Annotated in this window: 17 protein-coding genes; 6 read left to right on the top strand and 11 right to left on the bottom strand. The window is 71.9% G+C overall.

Annotation, left to right across the window (positions count from 1 at the left end; all coding sequences use genetic code 11):
* Window positions 1-13: 13 nt before the first annotated feature.
* Window positions 14-1,390 (bottom strand): glycosyltransferase family 2 protein, encoded by a 1,377-nt coding sequence (locus ACZ4TR_RS44615; protein WP_465294614.1) that lies wholly within the window; start codon window positions 1,388-1,390, stop codon window positions 14-16.
* Window positions 1,387-1,896, bottom strand: a complete 510-nt coding sequence (gene xrtP, locus ACZ4TR_RS44610) for an exosortase P (protein WP_465294612.1) — start codon at window positions 1,894-1,896, stop codon at window positions 1,387-1,389. The genes ACZ4TR_RS44615 and xrtP overlap by 4 nt, the downstream gene beginning before the upstream one ends.
* Before the next feature lie 362 nt (window positions 1,897-2,258).
* Between xrtP and ACZ4TR_RS44605 the strand changes: the two genes are divergently transcribed.
* The 3 genes from ACZ4TR_RS44605 to wecB all read left to right on the top strand — a co-directional run bounded on the left by ACZ4TR_RS44605 (window position 2,259) and on the right by wecB (window position 4,466).
* On the top strand, window positions 2,259-3,029 hold the full coding sequence (locus ACZ4TR_RS44605; RefSeq protein WP_465294610.1) for a choice-of-anchor P family protein: 771 nt from the start codon (window positions 2,259-2,261) through the stop codon (window positions 3,027-3,029).
* A gap of 11 nt (window positions 3,030-3,040) precedes the next feature.
* Window positions 3,041-3,220, top strand: a complete 180-nt coding sequence (locus ACZ4TR_RS44600; protein ID WP_465294608.1) for an LPXTG cell wall anchor domain-containing protein — start codon at window positions 3,041-3,043, stop codon at window positions 3,218-3,220.
* A gap of 94 nt (window positions 3,221-3,314) precedes the next feature.
* Window positions 3,315-4,466, top strand: a complete 1,152-nt coding sequence (gene wecB / locus ACZ4TR_RS44595; RefSeq protein WP_465294606.1) for a non-hydrolyzing UDP-N-acetylglucosamine 2-epimerase — start codon at window positions 3,315-3,317, stop codon at window positions 4,464-4,466.
* An 82-nt stretch (window positions 4,467-4,548) separates the two neighbouring features.
* Here wecB and tsaD read toward each other — a convergent pair whose 3' ends face one another.
* From tsaD to tsaB, 3 genes are read right to left on the bottom strand one after another with little or no spacing between them, the layout of a single operon-like run.
* Window positions 4,549-5,595 (bottom strand): tRNA (adenosine(37)-N6)-threonylcarbamoyltransferase complex transferase subunit TsaD, encoded by a 1,047-nt coding sequence (gene tsaD / locus ACZ4TR_RS44590; RefSeq protein WP_364523486.1) that lies wholly within the window; start codon window positions 5,593-5,595, stop codon window positions 4,549-4,551.
* Window positions 5,595-6,074, bottom strand: a complete 480-nt coding sequence (rimI, locus tag ACZ4TR_RS44585; protein WP_364523488.1) for a ribosomal protein S18-alanine N-acetyltransferase — start codon at window positions 6,072-6,074, stop codon at window positions 5,595-5,597. Before rimI ends, tsaD begins: the two co-directional genes overlap by 1 nt.
* Window positions 6,071-6,736, bottom strand: a complete 666-nt coding sequence (gene tsaB, locus ACZ4TR_RS44580) for a tRNA (adenosine(37)-N6)-threonylcarbamoyltransferase complex dimerization subunit type 1 TsaB (RefSeq protein WP_465294604.1) — start codon at window positions 6,734-6,736, stop codon at window positions 6,071-6,073. Before tsaB ends, rimI begins: the two co-directional genes overlap by 4 nt.
* A 99-nt stretch (window positions 6,737-6,835) precedes the next feature.
* Here tsaB and ACZ4TR_RS44575 point away from each other — a divergent pair, with 99 nt between their 5' ends.
* The 3 genes from ACZ4TR_RS44575 to ACZ4TR_RS44565 all read left to right on the top strand — a co-directional run bounded on the left by ACZ4TR_RS44575 (window position 6,836) and on the right by ACZ4TR_RS44565 (window position 10,646).
* Window positions 6,836-8,260, top strand: coding sequence for an acyl-CoA synthetase (locus ACZ4TR_RS44575; protein WP_465294913.1), 1,425 nt, complete (start codon window positions 6,836-6,838; stop codon window positions 8,258-8,260).
* Window positions 8,253-9,581 carry a carboxyl transferase domain-containing protein gene (locus ACZ4TR_RS44570; protein ID WP_465294602.1) on the top strand — a complete coding sequence of 443 codons (1,329 nt, stop codon included), beginning with the start codon at window positions 8,253-8,255 and terminating at the stop codon, window positions 9,579-9,581. Before ACZ4TR_RS44575 ends, ACZ4TR_RS44570 begins: the two co-directional genes overlap by 8 nt.
* A 102-nt stretch (window positions 9,582-9,683) precedes the next feature.
* Window positions 9,684-10,646 (top strand): serine hydrolase, encoded by a 963-nt coding sequence (locus tag ACZ4TR_RS44565; RefSeq protein ID WP_465294912.1) that lies wholly within the window; start codon window positions 9,684-9,686, stop codon window positions 10,644-10,646.
* An 86-nt stretch (window positions 10,647-10,732) separates the two neighbouring features.
* Here the strand turns inward: ACZ4TR_RS44565 and tsaE are convergent, their stop codons facing one another.
* Genes tsaE through ACZ4TR_RS44535 form a run of 6 tightly spaced genes read right to left on the bottom strand, consistent with a single transcriptional unit; the run spans window position 10,733 to window position 16,775 of the window.
* Window positions 10,733-11,194: a tRNA (adenosine(37)-N6)-threonylcarbamoyltransferase complex ATPase subunit type 1 TsaE gene (tsaE, locus tag ACZ4TR_RS44560; RefSeq protein ID WP_465294600.1), complete on the bottom strand. Its 462-nt coding sequence runs from the start codon at window positions 11,192-11,194 to the stop codon at window positions 10,733-10,735.
* Window positions 11,191-12,288, bottom strand: a complete 1,098-nt coding sequence (locus ACZ4TR_RS44555) for an alpha/beta fold hydrolase (RefSeq protein ID WP_465294598.1) — start codon at window positions 12,286-12,288, stop codon at window positions 11,191-11,193. Before ACZ4TR_RS44555 ends, tsaE begins: the two co-directional genes overlap by 4 nt.
* Window positions 12,285-13,400 carry an alanine racemase gene (gene alr, locus ACZ4TR_RS44550; protein WP_465294596.1) on the bottom strand — a complete coding sequence of 372 codons (1,116 nt, stop codon included), beginning with the start codon at window positions 13,398-13,400 and terminating at the stop codon, window positions 12,285-12,287. The genes ACZ4TR_RS44555 and alr overlap by 4 nt, the downstream gene beginning before the upstream one ends.
* Before the next feature lie 29 nt (window positions 13,401-13,429).
* Complete coding sequence (locus ACZ4TR_RS44545) at window positions 13,430-14,521, bottom strand: ABC transporter ATP-binding protein (RefSeq protein ID WP_364523504.1); 1,092 nt, start codon at window positions 14,519-14,521, stop codon at window positions 13,430-13,432.
* A gap of 3 nt (window positions 14,522-14,524) precedes the next feature.
* The gene (xylB, locus tag ACZ4TR_RS44540; RefSeq protein WP_465294594.1) at window positions 14,525-15,952 is read right to left on the bottom strand and encodes a xylulokinase; all 1,428 of its coding nucleotides are present in this window, start codon (window positions 15,950-15,952) and stop codon (window positions 14,525-14,527) included.
* Window positions 15,942-16,775, bottom strand: coding sequence for a DeoR/GlpR family DNA-binding transcription regulator (locus ACZ4TR_RS44535; RefSeq protein WP_364523507.1), 834 nt, complete (start codon window positions 16,773-16,775; stop codon window positions 15,942-15,944). Before ACZ4TR_RS44535 ends, xylB begins: the two co-directional genes overlap by 11 nt.
* Window positions 16,776-16,806: the final 31 nt, after the last annotated feature.

Raw genomic sequence — 16,806 nt, 5'->3', positions numbered from 1 at the left:
GCCTTCACGGCTTTCAGGCATCCAGCGCGACCTTCGCCCCCGCGGACTGCTCGGTGTTGCGGCGCGTCTTCGCCCAGCCGTTGCGGCCGCGGATGAGCCGGAACAAGGCTCGCCACGACGTCACGTAGAACGTGTAGATGTACGCCGCGTACGCGAAGCCCATCCCGATCCCGCGCAGGATGTTCTTGCTGCGCAAGCACTTCAGCTGGTAGACCGGGCCCCAGACGAGGAACGGCAGCAGCCCGAACGAGCCGTAGATGGCGAAGAGGATCCACGCGCCGCCGGTGAACCACGTCCACATCTGCGCCGGATCGCCCGCGGTGCTCGCCACCAGCAGGATGAACGGGATCGGGTACAGCAGCGAGCCGAGCAGCTGCAGCCACGGCTGGGCCAGGTAGTACATCATCTCCGCGGCGCCGAGTGTGCTGACGTGCGGCGAATCCCAGATCCGGCGCAGGTAGCGGGCGCACTGCATGGTGCCCTGCCCCCACCTCGTGCGCTGCACCAGGAACCGCCGCAGGCTGTACAAACCCTCTTGCGCCACATGGGAATCCGGCGTGAACCCGGTGCGCCAGCCCGCCGTCAGCAGGTGGACGCCGAGCTCGAAGTCCTCCAGCAGCGAGCCGCGCCACGGCTCTTCGGCCGGGCCCGCGATCGAGTCGAGCGCGGTGAGCCGGGTGAACTGGCCGTTGCCGCCCATCGAGATCGTGCCGGTGAAGCCGCGGGACGTCTGGATCGCCGCGATCGCCGTGCGGAACTCGAGGTCCTGCAGCTGCGCGAGCTTCAGGCCGAACCAGCGCCCCACCGGGTTGCGCGACGGCGGCGGCGTTTCGACGTTGCTCATCCACACGTCGAGCTGGACCGCGCCGATCCCCTCGTCACCGAAGAGGTGGTCCGCAGCGCAGACCTCCAGGCAGTTCGGGGCCGGCCGGCCGTCGGCGTCGACCACCACGACCACGACGTCGTCGCGGGCCGCCTCCGGCCCCATCCAGTCGTTCAGGGCCCGGTAGGCCGCGTTGAGCGCGTCACCCTTGCCGGTCCGGGCCTCGGGCCGTACGCGCGGCACGAGGTGCAGGTACGGGTCGTAGCCGCCGTGGCGCCGCCACAGCATCCGGACGACGCGCGCGGTGCGGTCGTCGGAGTCGTCGTCGACGACCCAGACGTGCGCCTTGCGGAACGTCGTGCGCAGGTAGCGCACGGTCTCGCGGATGACGGTCTGCTCGTCGCGGCAGGGCACGAAGAAGTGCCAGGTGAAGTCCGCCGGATCGCCCACCGGCGCGGGCTTGCGGCGCAGGTACGGCACGACGATCACGACGACGTACACCAGGAACGCCACGCTCATCGTCAGCGCGAACGCCTGCGTGATCGCCAGCAGGACCTTGACGCTCATGCGTTCTTCTTCCGCGTCGCGAGCCAAACGAACAGGACGAGCGAGACGGCGCCGCCGAGCACGCTGACCATCGAGCCGAGCAGCGTGTGGCCCCAGTAGTAGCCCTCGTCGGTGCCGTACTCGTGCACCAGCCCGACGATCGTGAGAATGCGCAGCTGATTCACCAGCACGACGACGAGCGCGGAAATGCCGAGGGAAAAGAAGAGCCGCTTCGCATTGGCCGGCCGAAAATACAACATGGCCATGGTCACAACGAGCAGCGGAAGCAAAAGGAACGCCGACGAACATTCCGGCGTCATTCTCAACCCGAATGGAGTAGCACTGCTCAACCCAAAGTAGACAGACTCCCGATCAGGCGCGACATAAACACCCGATGTAGTGATGAGATCGAGGATCGCGCCGGCGAGACGTACTTCGAGTTCACGGTAGAACCGCTCGGCCAGCACCACGGCGACTCCCACCGCGGCCAGCGCGCCGAGCGCGATGACCAGCGGAAACCTTGCCATGCCTGAATTCGGAGCGCTCGCTACGGCCACGACGTTCCTCTCGGTGTCGATTCTTCGTTCAAGCTGCGGACCCCGGGCGAGCGTAAGTCATGAACGCCTCGCCGTTCCACCCGGAGGTGTGGTTTGGCCGGCCATTCGGCAGTATCGACGGCGAACTTGCTACGCCGACCGGGTGATGTCTCCGGCGACCAGCGAAAACGACGACGTGGAATACCCGATCCGGTGATTCGGGAAATTATGTGTGCTATTCGGGCCGCTCTTCGCGATAGTCGATTCGCGTGCCGAGCCGAGGCAAGCCGGTCGATCCGCGCCGCCGTCACGCGAACTCCAGGGAAACTCAGCGAAATTCGGAGGACCAGTTGATGAAAAGCTCCCTCGTGCGCCGCGGCGGCCTGCTCGCCGCGGTGGTGGCGAGCTTCGTGCTCGCCGGCGCGGCGCCCGCTTCGGCCGCGCCCGGCGACGGGTCCGCGTACGGCGTCAAGGTCGACGTGACGCTCCTCGGCCAGCCCGCGGTGCACGTGGGGCCGCTTGCGGCCGCCAGCACCGCCGGACCGGCCACGAGCACCTTGGCGAACGCCACCGTGCCCGGCATCCTGACCGCCGGCGTGATCGCCACCGAAGCCAAGCGCGACGAGAACTCCGGCGCGGTGACGGCGAAGGCGACCACCGCCGACGTCGGACTGCCGCTGCTCAAGGCCACGCTCGGCGCCGTCGGCGTCAAGGCCGTCGAAGCCGTGTGCACCGCCACCCAGGAAGGCGTCAAGGGCAGCAGCACGCTGGCCGACGCGAAGCTCGGCAGCGTCGGCGCGGTCGACGCCAACCCGGCGCCGAACACCCAGATCAAGGTCGGGCTCGCGGGGATCACCATCGCGACCGTCATCCTCAACGAGCAGATCAAGAACAAGGACGGCAGCCTCACGGTCAACGCCCTCCACGTGAAGCTGCTCGGCGGGGTCGCCGGCACGCTCGGCGCGGGTGACGTCATCGTGTCGTCGGCGACCTGCGGCCCGGCCGCGCCGCCGATGCCGCTGGCGTCCGGCGCGGGGCTGTGGATCGGGCTCGGCCTGCTCGGCGCGGTCGCGCTGCCGGTGGTCGGGACGCGCATCCACCGCCGCCGTTCCGCCCAGGTCTGAGCGAGGCCCGCATGTACAAGATGCCGGGCGCGGGCGTCGGCGTGGCCGGCGGCGGGGTGGGCACCCTCGCCGCCACCGGGGCCGACGTCGGGTGGTGGCTGGCCGTCGGCGTGCTCCTGGTCCTGCTCGGGACCGTCGCGCTGATCGCCGCCCACCGCCGCAACCGCCGCCTCTCCCGGGCGCGGGATTGAAAGGAGGGCCGTCGGCGTGCGCCCCTCGCACGCCGGCGGCCCCTTGGGGGAAATTTCCGGGACACTGGACTACGTGGAGAAGGAGCGCCGCGGCGTGGATGTGATGTTGCTGGCCGGGACCCGGCCGGAAGCGCTCAAGCTCGCGCCGCTGGCACTGGCACTGGACGCGCACCCGGCCTTGCGGCCGGTTCTGGTCCACAGCGGGCAGCACGCGGGCATGGTCGAGCAGGCCCTGTCCCCGTTCGGCCTGGTCGTGGACGCGTGGCTGGACGTGCCGCCGCGGGTGACCGGCGGTCAGGCGGAGCTCGTCGCGGGCCTGCTGCCCGCACTCGACGACGTGCTGCGCCGGTTCGCCCCGGCCGCGCTCGTCGTGCAGGGCGACACCACGACGACGCTCGCCGGCGCGCTGGCCGCGTTCTGGCTGGGCATCCCGGTGGTGCACCTCGAAGCCGGGCTGCGCACGCACGACCTCGCCGCGCCGTTCCCGGAGGAGGGCGCGCGGCAGATGGTGTCCCGCCTGGCGGCGCTGCACCTGGCGCCGACCCTCGGTGCGGCGGCGGCGTTGCGCGGCGAAGGCGTTGCGCGGCAACGGATCGCGGTCACGGGCAACACGGTCGTCGACGCGGTGCTGGAGATCGCGGCGCGCGACCTTCCGGCGCGCGACACGGCGCTGGCGTTGCTGGAGATGGAGATCGCGGAGGCGGGCGAGCGGCTGGTGCTCGTGACGTCGCACCGCCGCGAGTCGTGGGGCGAGCCGCTGGAACGGACGCTGGCCGCGGTGCAGCTGATCGTGGCCGAGCACCCGGACGTGCAGGTGCTGTTCCCGGCGCACCCGAACCCGCAGGTCCGCGGCCAGGTGGAAGCCGCGTTGGAGGGCCTGCCGCGCGTGACGGTGACCGACCCGCTGGAGTACCCGGACCTCGTGCGCGCGCTACGGCTGGCGTCGCTGGTGCTGACGGATTCCGGTGGCATCCAGGAGGAGGCGCCGACGTTCGGCACGCCGGTGCTGGTCCTTCGCGACGTCACCGAGCGGGTCGAAGTCGTGGAAGCGGGCTGCGCGTGGCTGGTGGGCACGGACACCGAGCGGATCGCGGACACGGCGGCGCGGCTGCTGAGCGGTGAGCTACGGCCGGCGCAGGTCGGAAACCCTTACGGCGAAGGCGATGCGGCGGTGCTGGCGGTGGCGGCGATCGAGGAGATGCTGGGGGTGGCCACCACGGCCCACCGGCACGCCGCGGCTTCCTGAGCCCCCTGCGGCAACGCAGTGAATGACTCATTCCTTGCGCTGGACGCCAGGAATGAGTCATTCACTGCGTTCGAGCGGGGGACTAGAGCGAGACCACGCTGACCGGGAGGGCCGGGTTCGCGCTGAAGTCCAGCGGCGCCGTCGGGCGCTTCGCCGCCACCACGTGCGCGCCCAGCGCCGCGATCATCGCGCCGTTGTCCGTGCACAGCCGCGGCCGCGGCACGCGCAGCTCGATGCCCGCCGCCTCGCAGCGTTCGGCCGCCAGGGACGACAGCCGCGAGTTCGCCGCCACGCCACCGGAAATCACGATGGTGCCGATCCCCTGTTCCTTGGCCGCGCGGATCGCCTTCATGGTCAGCACGTCCGCGACGGCCTCCTGGAACGACGCCGCGACGTCGTCCACCGGGATTTCCTCGCCGCGCCGCGCGGCTCCCTCGACCCAGCGCGCCACCGACGTCTTCAAGCCGGAGAACGAAAAGTCGTTCTTGGCGTCGCGCGGGCCGGTCATGCCGCGCGGGAAGGCGATCGCGGACGGATTTCCGTTCTTCGCCGCCTTGTCGATCGGCGGGCCGCCCGGGTACGGCAGGCCGAGGACGCGTGCCACCTTGTCGTACGCCTCGCCCGCCGCGTCGTCCACAGTGGATCCCAGCTCGGTGATCGACGACGCGATGTCGTCGACGCGCAGCAGCTGCGTGTGCCCACCGGAAACCAGCAGCGCGAGACACGGCGCAGGCAACGGCCCGTGCTGCAACGTGTCCACGGCGATGTGTCCGGCCAGGTGGTTGACGCCGTACAACGGCACGTCCAGCGCCGTCGCGTACGCCTTCGCCGCGGAGACGCCGACGAGCAGCGCGCCGGCCAGGCCCGGGCCGGCCGTCACCGCGATGGCGTCCACATCGGACAGAGTGAGCCCGGCTTTCTCGAAGGCGCGCGTGGTCGTCGGGACCATCGCCTCGAGGTGCGCCCGGCTCGCCACCTCGGGCACCACGCCGCCGAAGCGGGCGTGCTGCTCGACGCTGGAGGCGACCTCGTCGGCGAGCAGCTCGACCGCGCCGTCGTCGTGCAGGCGGACCAGGCCGACGCCGGTCTCGTCGCACGAGCTCTCGATGCCCATGATGATGCGTGACATCAGCCCGCCACCTCGTCTCGCGTCCGCGCCGGGCGGACCATCGTGTACGCGTCGGCGCCGGAAGGCTGGTAGTAGCGCTTCCGGATGCCGAGCCGTTCGAAGCCGTGGCTCTCGTACAGCGCGAGGGCCGCGTCGTTGTCCGTGCGGACCTCGAGGAACACCGGTGCTTCGAACTCGTCGGCCCGCTCCAGCAGCGCTTGCAGCAGCGCCTTGCCGATGCCCTGGCGCTGGTACTCCGGCGCGACGCCGATCGTGTGCACCGTCGCCTCGTACTCGCCGCGGCGCCGCCCGACGACGGCCAGCCCGGCGTACCCGAGCAGCTCGTCGGTGTCGTCCGGACGCGCGGCGAGGTAGAAGTTGCCCGCGTCGAGCTCGGAGTGGAAGGCGCGGGAGCTCCACGGGTCGTCACCGGGGAAGAGGATCTGCTCGATCTCGACGCACCGGGCGATGTCCCGGCGGCGCAGCGGCTCGAGTCTCACGGCGCGGTCACCCGTTTCGGCGCGGCGGGCTCGGCGGCGTCGGGACGACGCAGGTACAGGGGCGTCAGCGGCGCGGGCGTTTCCTTCGCCAGCAACGCGCTCCGGGCGGCCTTCACCAGCCCGGCGGGCGACGGGAAGCGCGGCTCGATCGGCCGGACGCCGAGCGCGTCGGCGTACAGCAGGGCACCGTCGCCGGCTGCGACTTTGACGTCGGTTACCAGGTCGGCCGGACGCTGGACGTGCGGGCCGTCGGTGCGGTTCCCGGCGGCGTCGTAGGCCGCCCAGTAGACCTCGCGGCGGCGGGCGTCGGTGAGGACGAGGAACGCGCTGTCGCCCGCGGCGACGTCGGCGGCCAGCGCGTCGAGGCTGCAGACCGGGTACACGGGGAGGCCGAGGGCGTGCCCGAGCGCGGCGGCGGTGGCCATCCCGGCGCGCAGGCCGGTGAAGGGGCCGGGACCGACGCCGACGACGATCGCGTCGAGGTCCTCGAGGGACGCTCCGGCGGCCTCGGCGGCGGCGAGCGCGTGCGGCATGATCAGTTCGCCGTGGGCCCGGGGGTCCACGGTGACGCGCTCTCCGCGCGTCTCGACGCCGTCAGCGTCCACCGTGACCACACCCGCGGTGACCGCCGGGGTCGAGGTATCGATCGCCAGTACCAACACGGTGAGCAAGCGTACGACCAGGGGCTTCGGCCGGTTGCTGCAGGGGACGGATCAGCACGGTAACGTGCGGAGCGAGTGCGACTCTGGGAGGTCCCCGCGGTGCCCGACCCGTTGTTCCCCACCCTCGTGTCAGGTTCGGGCAAGGAAGCCCTCGGATTCGGCGAACAGGCTCTCACCTACGACGACCTCGCCGCCGTCGCCGGCGGTCTCGCCCGTGAACTGCCCCGCGGCCGCGTCGCGGTCTGGGCGACCCCGACCCTGCACACGAGCGTCGCCGTCGTCGCCGCGCTGCTGGCCGGCGTCCCGGCCGTGCCGCTCAACCCCAAGATCGGCGAGCGCGAACTGGCACACATCCTCGCCGACAGCGAGCCGCAGGTGGTGCTGGCCGAACCGGGCGTCGAGCTGCCCGAAGGCCTGGCGGCGCTGCCCCGCCGGGACATCCCGCTGACCGGGGAAAAGACGCCCCTGGCCGAGGAGCCGGACCCCGAGACGCCCGCGTTGATCGTCTACACCTCGGGCACCACCGGGCCGCCGAAGGGCGTCGTCCTCCCCCGCCGCTCGATCGCGACGACACTCGACGCGCTCGAGGACGCCTGGGGCTGGACCGCGGACGACGTCCTCGTGCACGCGCTCCCGCTGTTCCACGTGCACGGCCTGATCCTCGGCATCCTCGGCCCGCTGCGCCGCGGCGGCTCGGTGCGCCACCTCGGCCGGTTCTCGACCGAGGGCGTCGCGCGCGAGCTGTCGGCCGGCGCGACCATGCTGTTCGGCGTCCCGACGATGTACCACCGGATCGCCGGCGAGGTCGGCGCGGACAGCGCTCTGGCGGACGCGCTGCGCGGCGCGCGGCTGCTCGTCTCCGGGTCCGCGGCACTGCCGGTGCACGACCACCAGCGGATCACCGCGGCGACCGGCCAGCAGGTCGTCGAGCGCTACGGGATGACCGAGACGCTGATGAACACGAGCGTCCGCGCGGACGGCGAGCGCAAGCCCGGCACCGTCGGCGTCCCGCTGCGGGGCGTCGAACTCAGGCTGGTCGGCGAAGCCGGCGAGACGATCGACGACGTGGAGACGGTCGGCGAGATCCAGGTGCGCGGGCCCAACCTGTTCACCGAGTACCTCAACCGCCCGGACGCGACGGCGGCCGCGTTCGACGGCGGCTGGTTCCGCACCGGCGACATGGCCACGCGCGACACCGACGGCTACGTGAAGATCGTCGGCCGCAAGGCGACGGACCTGATCAAGAGCGGCGGCTACAAGATCGGCGCCGGCGAGATCGAGAACGCGCTGCTCGAACACCCCGGCGTCGCGGAGGCGGCCGTCACCGGCGAGCCGGACGACGACCTCGGCGAGCGGATCGTCGCGTGGATCGTGCCGGACGGCCCGCCGCCCAGCGCGGAGGAACTCGCCGACCACGTCGCGAAGCTGCTCGCGCCGCACAAGCGCCCGCGGGTCGTCCGCTACCTGGACGCGTTGCCGCGCAACGACATGGGCAAGGTCATGAAGCGGGCGCTCGGTGCCTAGGCAGCCGGCGCGCGAGATCGTCGGCGCGATCGCCACCGGCTTCGTGGAGTTCCCCACGCCGTTGCGCGAGGAGCCGGCCGACGGGCCGATCGACTGGCCCGGCTACCGCGAAGCGCGCTCCGCCGCCGAAGAGCGCACCGGCGAGAAGGAGTCCGTCGTCTGCGGGACGGCGAAGGTCGGCGACGTCGAGGCCGTGCTGGTCGCGTTCGAGTTCGGGTTCCTCGGCGGCTCGCTCGGGCAGCGCACCGGCGACCGGATCGAGGCGGCGTTCGCGCACGCGCGTGACGCCCGCCTGCCGGTGGTGTCGCTGATTTCGACCGGCGGCAGCCGCATGCAGCAGGGCATGCGCGCGTTGATGCAGCTGCAGCGGGTGGCGCGGGCGTCGGCGTTGACGCGGGCCTCGGGCATCCCGCAGATCTCGGTGCTGCGCGACCCGACGACCGGCGGCGGCTGGGCGACGCTCGGCGCGGGCGCCGACGTCATCCTCGCGCTGCCGGAGGCTCAGGTCGGCTTCGCCGGCTCGCGGGTGCGGCCGGCCGGCTCGCCGGAGGCGTACACGGCGGAGGCCAAGTACGAGTGGGGTCAGGTCGACGCCATCGTCTCTCCCCACGACCTCGGCGCCGTCCTGGAACGGTGGCTGCGGCTGCTGACAGCCCGGTCGACGGCGGCGGCTCCCCTGCCTTCCGCGCTGCGACCGGCTTCGCCGCCTTCGACGGGCTGGGAAGCGGTGCAGGCGGCCCGATCCCCGCGCCGGCCGCGGGCCGTCGAGTACCTCGACGCGTACTTCGACTGGCGCTCGGACGTCAGCGGCGACCGGGCCGGCGGCGTCGACCCGGGGGTGTCGTGCGGCTTCGGCTGGCGCGACGGCCGGACGATCGCGTACGCGGCCCAGTGCGGCACACCGACGTCGCCTGCGGGCTTCCGGACGGCGGCACGGCTGGTGCAGCTGGCGTCGCGGCTGGGCATCCCGGTCCTGACCCTGGTCGACACCCCGGGCGCGGCGAACGACGCGGCGGCGGAGCGGGCGGGCGCGGGCGGCGCGATCGCGGCGATGTTCGAAGCGGTCGCGACGGCGTCGATCCCGGTGACGACGTTGGTGATCGGCGAGGGCGGCTCGGGCGGAGCACTGGCGTTCGCGGCGGCGGGGTCGACGTGGGTGACGCCGGACGCGTACTTCTCGGTGACGTCCCCCGAGGCCGCGGCGGCGATCCTCAAGCGGCCGGCTTCGGAGGTCCCGGACCTCGCGAACCAGCTGCGGCTGCGGCCGCAGGACCTGGTCGACCTCGGCGTCGCCAGAGCGGTCGTGAGTCCGGCTCGATGACCGACGTCCGATCAGGACTGCGGCCACTCGGAGAAATACGGCATCCATCCGTGGTTGGATCTCGTGATGGGGTATCGACTGAACAGGCGAGCGGCGTTCGGTTTGGGGACCGCTGTCGCCGCTGGAAGCATTCTGGCCGGCTCTCCCGCGTTCGCGCAGGAAGCAGACATCGAGGCCAGCCCGGCCACACCGGACCGGGCCAGGCAGAAAGTGAAGCGCGTCTACGACGACGCGGCCGCTGAGGCAGGCGGCATCTGGAACTCCTACATCAGCGTGGCCGGCCAGGTGGCCGTCGACGTGGCGTCCGACGAGATCGTCGAGGCGTACAGCGTCAACAAGGTGGCCGTCGCGGTCACCTTGATGGACAAGATCGACCGTGGCCTGCTCACGCTGGACCAGCAGGTCCAGGTGCCGGAGAGCATCGTCGTGCCGGGTGGCGACGGCATCATCATCCTGGACAAGGCGTACCCGAGCGCGTTCACGCTGGGTCACGTCCTGTCGCTGTTCCTCACTGTTTCGGATGACACGTGCGTCCGGCTGGTGGGGCTCGTGGTTCCGGCGGCCGAGATCAACGAGATCCTGGTGACCAAGGGTTTCCCCAAGACCCAGGTCACGCCGGTGGCCAACCCGAACCGCTACTTCCTCGGCCAGACCACTCCGCGCGAGACCCACGACCTGCTGAAGGCGCTGCTCGCGGGCACATTGCTGAGCCCGGCGTCGACGGAGTACCTGCTGTCCATCCTGCGGTCGCAGGTGGCGTTCACCGACGGTATCCGCCGTGAGATGTCGTCCGGCGATCGGGCGAGGATCGCCACGAAGGCGGGCTGGCTGAACGACGGCCGCAACGAGGCGGGGATCATGTTCGACGCCGCGGGCAAGCCGGTGTTGATCTACTCGATGTTCGCGCACGGCCAGGCGAACCCGGAGGACTTCGGGGCCACGCACCCGGTCCGGCAGGCCAGCGCGAAGATGGGGCCGAAGTTCCTGCGCGCGGTCGACAAGATCGCGGGCGCGGGCGCCAAGGCCTTCCGGGCACCGGTCTACCAGCAGTACAACGGCGGCTGAGAGCAGCTACCGAGGGCAGCGACCACCGTGGACACCGGGCGGTCGCTGCCCTCCGGCAGTGCGGGAATCTCCTGTCCTGTACGGACTTACGCCCGCGCCAGCTCCGGGACGCGGTCAGTCCAGGTGCCGTGCGGTTCGAGGGTGACCTCACGGACGTCGTCCTCGCGGCGGTCCAGCCGGACCACCAGGTAATCCGACGACAGCCGCTCCGCCGAGCCCTCGCCCCACTCGACCACGATCGCGGAGCGTTCCAGGTCCGTGTCCAGGTCGAGGTCGTCCAGCTGGGACAGGTCGCCGCCCAGGCGGTACGCGTCCACGTGCACCAGCGGCACCCCCGCCGGGCCCGCCGGGTGGACGCGGGCCAGCACGAACGTCGGTGAGCTGACGCGGCCGCCGACGCCGAGACCGTCCGCGATGCCGCGCGTCAGCGTCGTCTTGCCCGCGCCGAGCGGCCCGGCGAGCAGCACCAGGTCACCCGCGCGCAGGGAACGGCCGAGGGACCGCCCGAACTCCATCGTGTCTTCGGGCGTGGGAAACACGAACGTCAACGCTGCCACCACCAGTTTCGCTGAGCCGAAGCCACGCCGTCCGCACCGGAACAGCGTTGCAGGAGATCGATCAGATGACTGTTCACCAGCTCGGGCTGTTCGAGCAGCACCATGTGCCCGGCGCCGCGGACGCGCACCAGCTCCGCGTCGGGCAGCTCGGCCGCGATCCGCTCGGCGTGCGAGAACGGCGTGAACCGGTCCGAATCACCGCCGATGACCAGCACTTCCGCGTGCTTCAGCCCGGCCAGCGCGGCGTACCGGTTGTGGCTGCCGAGCGTGTCGACGAAGTTGACGAGCCCGCGGACCGGCGTCACCTCGAGCATTTCGAGCATGAAGTCGACGAGTCTCGGCGCGACGTCGCGGCTGCCGAACGCCAGGCGCCGCACGGCCTGGCGCGTCAGCTGCCCGCCCGCGGCGCGGACGAACTCGACCAGCCCGGGCTGCCAGCCGGCGAGGCCGCCGGCGGCGCGCGTCAGCGGGTTGTACTTCGAGAGCAGTGAACGCGGCAACCCGCGTGCGCCCACTTCGCCCGCCGCGGTCGCGATGAAGGCGACCCCGCACACGCGGTCTTCGAACAGCTCGGGGAACTCGGCGGCCAGCTCCATGATCACCATGCCGCCCATCGAGTGGCCCAGCAGCACGATGGGCCCCTCCGGCACCACGGACGGCAGCACGCAGTCCAGGTCGCGCGCCAGCTGCTCGATCGTCGAGTTCTCCGCGGAGGCCGCGCCGGACAAGCCGTGGCCGCGGTGGTCGTAGTAGACCTGACGCACGCGCGGCAGCCGCAGCTTCGCCAGGTCGCGACGCTGGAAGTGCCAGCAGCGCCGCGAAAGCGCGAAGCCGTGTACCCCCACGACAGTCAGTTCGGGTTCGCCGCCGTCTTCCGGATCGATCTCCTCGACCGAAAGCGGCGTGCCGTCCTCGGCCGCGACCGTGGAAGTACGGTCCGGCTTCAGCTCCCCCAGCGGCTCGTCCACGTACGGATCCTCACTGTGCCGCCGCTGCTGCGCGGCGACGATAGCGGCGGCGGCGGTCCCGGTGGCGATGGCCCCGACCCCGCCGGCGATGGCCAGCAGTCGACGTGAAGGTGTCACCAGCGCGCCCCCAGATACCGGCGCCGCACCCGCGGGCGGTACATCGAGGTGACGATCTCGTAGTCGATGGTGCCCAGCTTGTCGGCCCACTCCCGGGCCGTCGGCTCGCCGTGCGCGCCCTGGCCGAAGAGGACGACCTCGTCGCCGACGGCGGGTTCGTAGTCGCCGCAGTCGACGACCAGCTGGTCCATGCAGACGCGCCCGGCGACCGGCCGCCGCTGCCCGCCGAGGAGGACGTCCATCCGCCCGGACAGCGACCGCGGGACGCCGTCGGCGTAGCCGGCCGGCACGAGCGCCAGGTTCGTGTCGCGCTCCGCCGTCCAGGTGTGCCCGTAGGACACCGATTCGCCGGCTTCGACGCGCTTGACCAGGGCGACCGCGGACCGGAACGTCATGGCCGGGCGCAGGTCTTCGGCCTGCGGCACCGGGTTGAGCCCGTACATCGCGATGCCGGGCCGGACGACGTCGAAGTGCAGGTCCGGCCGGGTCAGCAGGGCCGCGGAGTTCGCCAGGTGCCGCTTCGGGTCGAGCCCGGCGGCGCGGGCGACGTCGTAGGCCTCGGCGAACCGCTTGGCCTGCAGGTCGGTCGCCGGGTGGTCCGGCTCGTCCGCGCACGCGAGGTGGGACCAGATCGCGACGACTTCGATCCGCGGTTCGGCGGCCGCCGCTTCGACCAGCTCGGCCCAGCGGGCGGGCGGGCAGCCGTTGCGCGAAAGCCCGGTGTCGATTTTGAGGTGCACACGGGCCCGGGTACCCGCGGGGACCGCTGCAGCGATGCGAGCCAGCTCACCGGTCGAGCTCGCCGCGAGGTCGACGTCCGCCTCGATGCCCGGCGCGAAGTCGACGTCGGGCGTGTCCAGCCAGCTGAACAGGCGGGTCGTCATCCCGGCCGCGCGAAGACTCAGGGCTTCGCCGAGCGAGCAGGTGCCGAGCCAGCTCGCGCCGGCCTCGACCGCGGCGCGCGCCACCGGCAGCGCGCCGTGGCCGTAGGCATCGGCCTTCACCACGGCCATCACTTCGGAGCCGGGCGCGCGGGCGCCCAGCAAGGTGAGGTTGTGGCGGATCGCGTCGAGGTCGATGTCGACCTGCGCCCTGGGGAAACTGGAGGTCATGGCGCCCTCCAGTTTCCCATGACCCGAGGTCAGGGCAGGCGCGCCCCGGACGTGGCGGAGAACACGTGCAGCTCGTCGGGGCGAATCCGCAGGTGCAGCGTGTCACCCATGGCCGGCGGCGTGCGCGGGTCGACCCGGACGACGACGTTGGGCCGGGTGTCGTCGGCGTCGGTCTGGGCGAGCTTGCCGTAGACGAACGCGTCCGAGCCGAGCTCCTCGACCAGGTCCACCTTGATCGGCAGGGTGCCGTCTTCGCCGTTGGCGACCTCGAGGGCCTCCGGCCGGAAGCCGAGGGTCACGGTGTCCCCGTCGGCCGCGGCGATGGTCTCGCGGGTCAGCGGCACGCGCGCGCCACCCACCTCGGCGCCGTCGGCCGTGAGCTTCGCGGTGGCGAGGTTCATCGCCGGCGAGCCGATGAACCCGGCGACGAAAGCGTTGGCGGGCCGGTCGTAGAGAGCGCGCGGGGTGTCGCACTGCTGCAGCAGGCCGTCGGACAGCACGGCGACGCGGTCACCCATCGTCATGGCTTCGACCTGGTCGTGCGTGACGTACACGGTCGTGACGCCGAGGCGGCGCTGGAGCGCGGCGATCTGCGTACGCGTCGAGACACGCAGCTTCGCGTCGAGGTTCGACAGCGGCTCGTCCATCAGGAAGACCTGCGGCTCGCGCACGATCGCGCGGCCCATCGCGACGCGCTGGCGCTGACCACCGGAGAGCGCCTTCGGCTTGCGGTCGAGGTAGTCGACGATGTCGAGCAGCTTCGCGGCCTCGAGGACCTTCTGCTTGATCTCGGACGCGGGGCGGCCGGCGATCTTCAGCGCGAAGCCCATGTTCTGCGCGACCGTCATGTGCGGGTACAGCGCGTAGTTCTGGAACACCATCGCGATGTCGCGCGAGCGCGGCGGCAGCTGCGTGACGTCGCGGTCGCCGATCCAGACGGCGCCGTCGTCGATGTCCTCGAGCCCGGCGAGCATGCGCAGGCTGGTCGACTTGCCGCAGCCGGACGGGCCGACCAGCACCAGGAACTCGCCGTCGGCGATCTCCAGGTCCAGCGCGTCGACCGCGGGGCGCTCCGAACCGGCGTAGCGCCGGGTCGCCTTGTCGTAGGTGATGGAAGCCATCGGTCAGTCCTCTCCGAGATTCCGCCGGACCCCGTACGCCGCTTCGCGGGCTTCGAGGTGGCGCTGCTGGATCCGGTGGCCCTCGGCGCGCTGCGCCTCGGTCGGCTCGTCCAGCTCGAGCCTGGTCTTATTTCCTTGCCAGGACGGGGGTTCCGCACTGGAAGCCAACGCCCACGCCGCCTGCCGCGCCGCGCCGATGGCGACGTACTCGGCGACTTCGGGCAGCTGCACGGGCACGCCGAACACCAGCGGCGCGACCGCGCGGACGGCGGCCGACTGCGCGCCGCCGCCGATCAAGAGCACGCGGCGGACGTCGAGGCCGTGCGCGCGCACCGCGTCGAGGCCGGCGGCCAAGCCGCAGAGCATGCCTTCGACGGCACTGCGCGCGAGGTTCTCCGGGGTCATGTTCGCCCGGGTCAGGCCGGCCAGGGAGCCGGTGGCGCCGGGCAGGTTCGGGGTGCGCTCGCCGTCGAGGTAGGGCAGGAAGGTCAGGCCGCCGGCGCCGGGCTCGGCCCGCAGCGCGAGCCGGTCGAACTCGCTCAGCGTCGCGCCGAGCATCGACGCCGTCGCCGTGAGCACGCGGGCGGCGTTGAGCGTGCAGGCGAGCGGCAGGAACCGGCCGGTGGCGTCGGCGAACCCGGCCACGTCGCCGGACGCGTCGGCCGCGCCGGTCTCGGCGACACCGAACACGGTGCCGCTGGTGCCGAGCGAGACGACGACGTCACCGGGCTGCAGTTCGAGCCCCAGCGCGGCGGCCATGTTGTCACCGGTGCCGGCCGAGACGAGCATTCCGCCGGGGGTGTGGCCGGCGGTGTCGGCCGGGCCGAGCACGGTCGGCAGCTCCGGCGTCCGGCCGCCGAAGGCGTGGGCCAGCACGTCGAGGCGGTAGGCGTTGTCGGACGGCGAGAAGTAGCCGGTGCCGGACGCGTCGCCGCGGTCGGTGACCGGGGCGCCGCCGGTGAGCTTCCAGGTCAGCCAGTCGTGCGGGAGCAGCACGCGGGCGACGCGGTCGGCGAGCTCGGGCTCGTTGTCGGCCAGCCAGCGCAGCTTCGTGACGGTGAAGCTGGCGACCGGCACCGAGCCGACGGACTTGGCCCAGACCGAGGGCCCGCCGAGCTCGTCGACGAGGTCGAGCGCCGACTGCGCGGAGCGGGTGTCGTTCCACAGCAGCGCGGGCCGGACGACCTCGTCGTGCTCGTCGAGGGTGACCATGCCGTGCTGCTGACCGCCGACGCCGATGGCCTTGACGTCTTCGAGCAGGCCCTTTGTGGCTTCTCCGAAGGCGTCCCACCAGGCGGCGGGGTCGACCTCGGTGCCCTCCGGGTGCGGCGCGCGGCCGGTGCGGACGATCTCACCGGTTTCGGCGTCGCACACGACGACCTTGGTCGACTGGGTGGACGAATCGACGCCGGCGACCAGCTCAGCTGTCATAGGGCTGCCCCTCTGTGACGTGTTCGACGATCTCGATCGCGGTACCGGCGTTGAGCGCGGCCTCGATCTCCTCGGTGGGCGTGGCTTGGCCGGTGATCAGCAGGTCGTAGTCGCCGACGTCACCGTGCGCGTAGGTGGCGGTGCGGCCGAACTTCGAGTGGTCGACGACCAGGACCGTCCGGTTGGCGACCCTGAGGGCCGCCTTCTTGAGCTCGGCGTAGTCGCGGTCGGGGTGGAAGAGCCGCCCGACGGCGACGGCGGTGACCGAGACGAACGAGACGTCGGCGCGGAGGGAGTCGAGCAGGCCGAGGACCTCGGGGCCGGCGCAGGAGTCGTACTCGGGCGAGTACCGGCCGCCCGCCAGCACGACGTCGACCTTCGGGCCGAGCAGCCGCGCGGCGTGCAGCGAGTTGGTGACGACGGTGAGGGCGTCGATCTCGGCCAGGCGCTTGACCAGGGGGAGGAGCGTGGTGGAGTCGTCGACGAAGACGGTCTGGCCGGGCTGCACGTGGTTCGCGGCGGCCTCGCCGAGGGCTTCCTTTTCGCCGTGGTGGAGGGTGTCGCGGAAGCGGGCGGCGGTCTCGATGGTGAGCGCCGGGTAGGCCTCGACCTTGCCGCGAAGCTTGCGCAGGAGGCGGCGCTCGGCGAGGTCGTCGAGGTCGCGGTGCATGGTCATGAGACTGACCCGGAACCTCGTCGTCAGGTCGTCGATGCGGGCTTCGCCCTGCTCGATGACGTGGTCGAGGATGTCCTGCCGCCGCTGTTCGACGACGGCGTCGGACGGCCGGGTCTTCCGGTCTCCAGATGCTGTGCCGCCGCTCACACGGCATTCTTACCAGATTTACCGCCCAGAG

The sequence above is a fragment of the Amycolatopsis sp. NPDC028719 genome, from assembly GCF_055565395.1.
The sequence above is the reverse complement of the archived record's forward strand: the minus strand, read 5'-3'. Positions and strand labels throughout refer to the sequence as shown.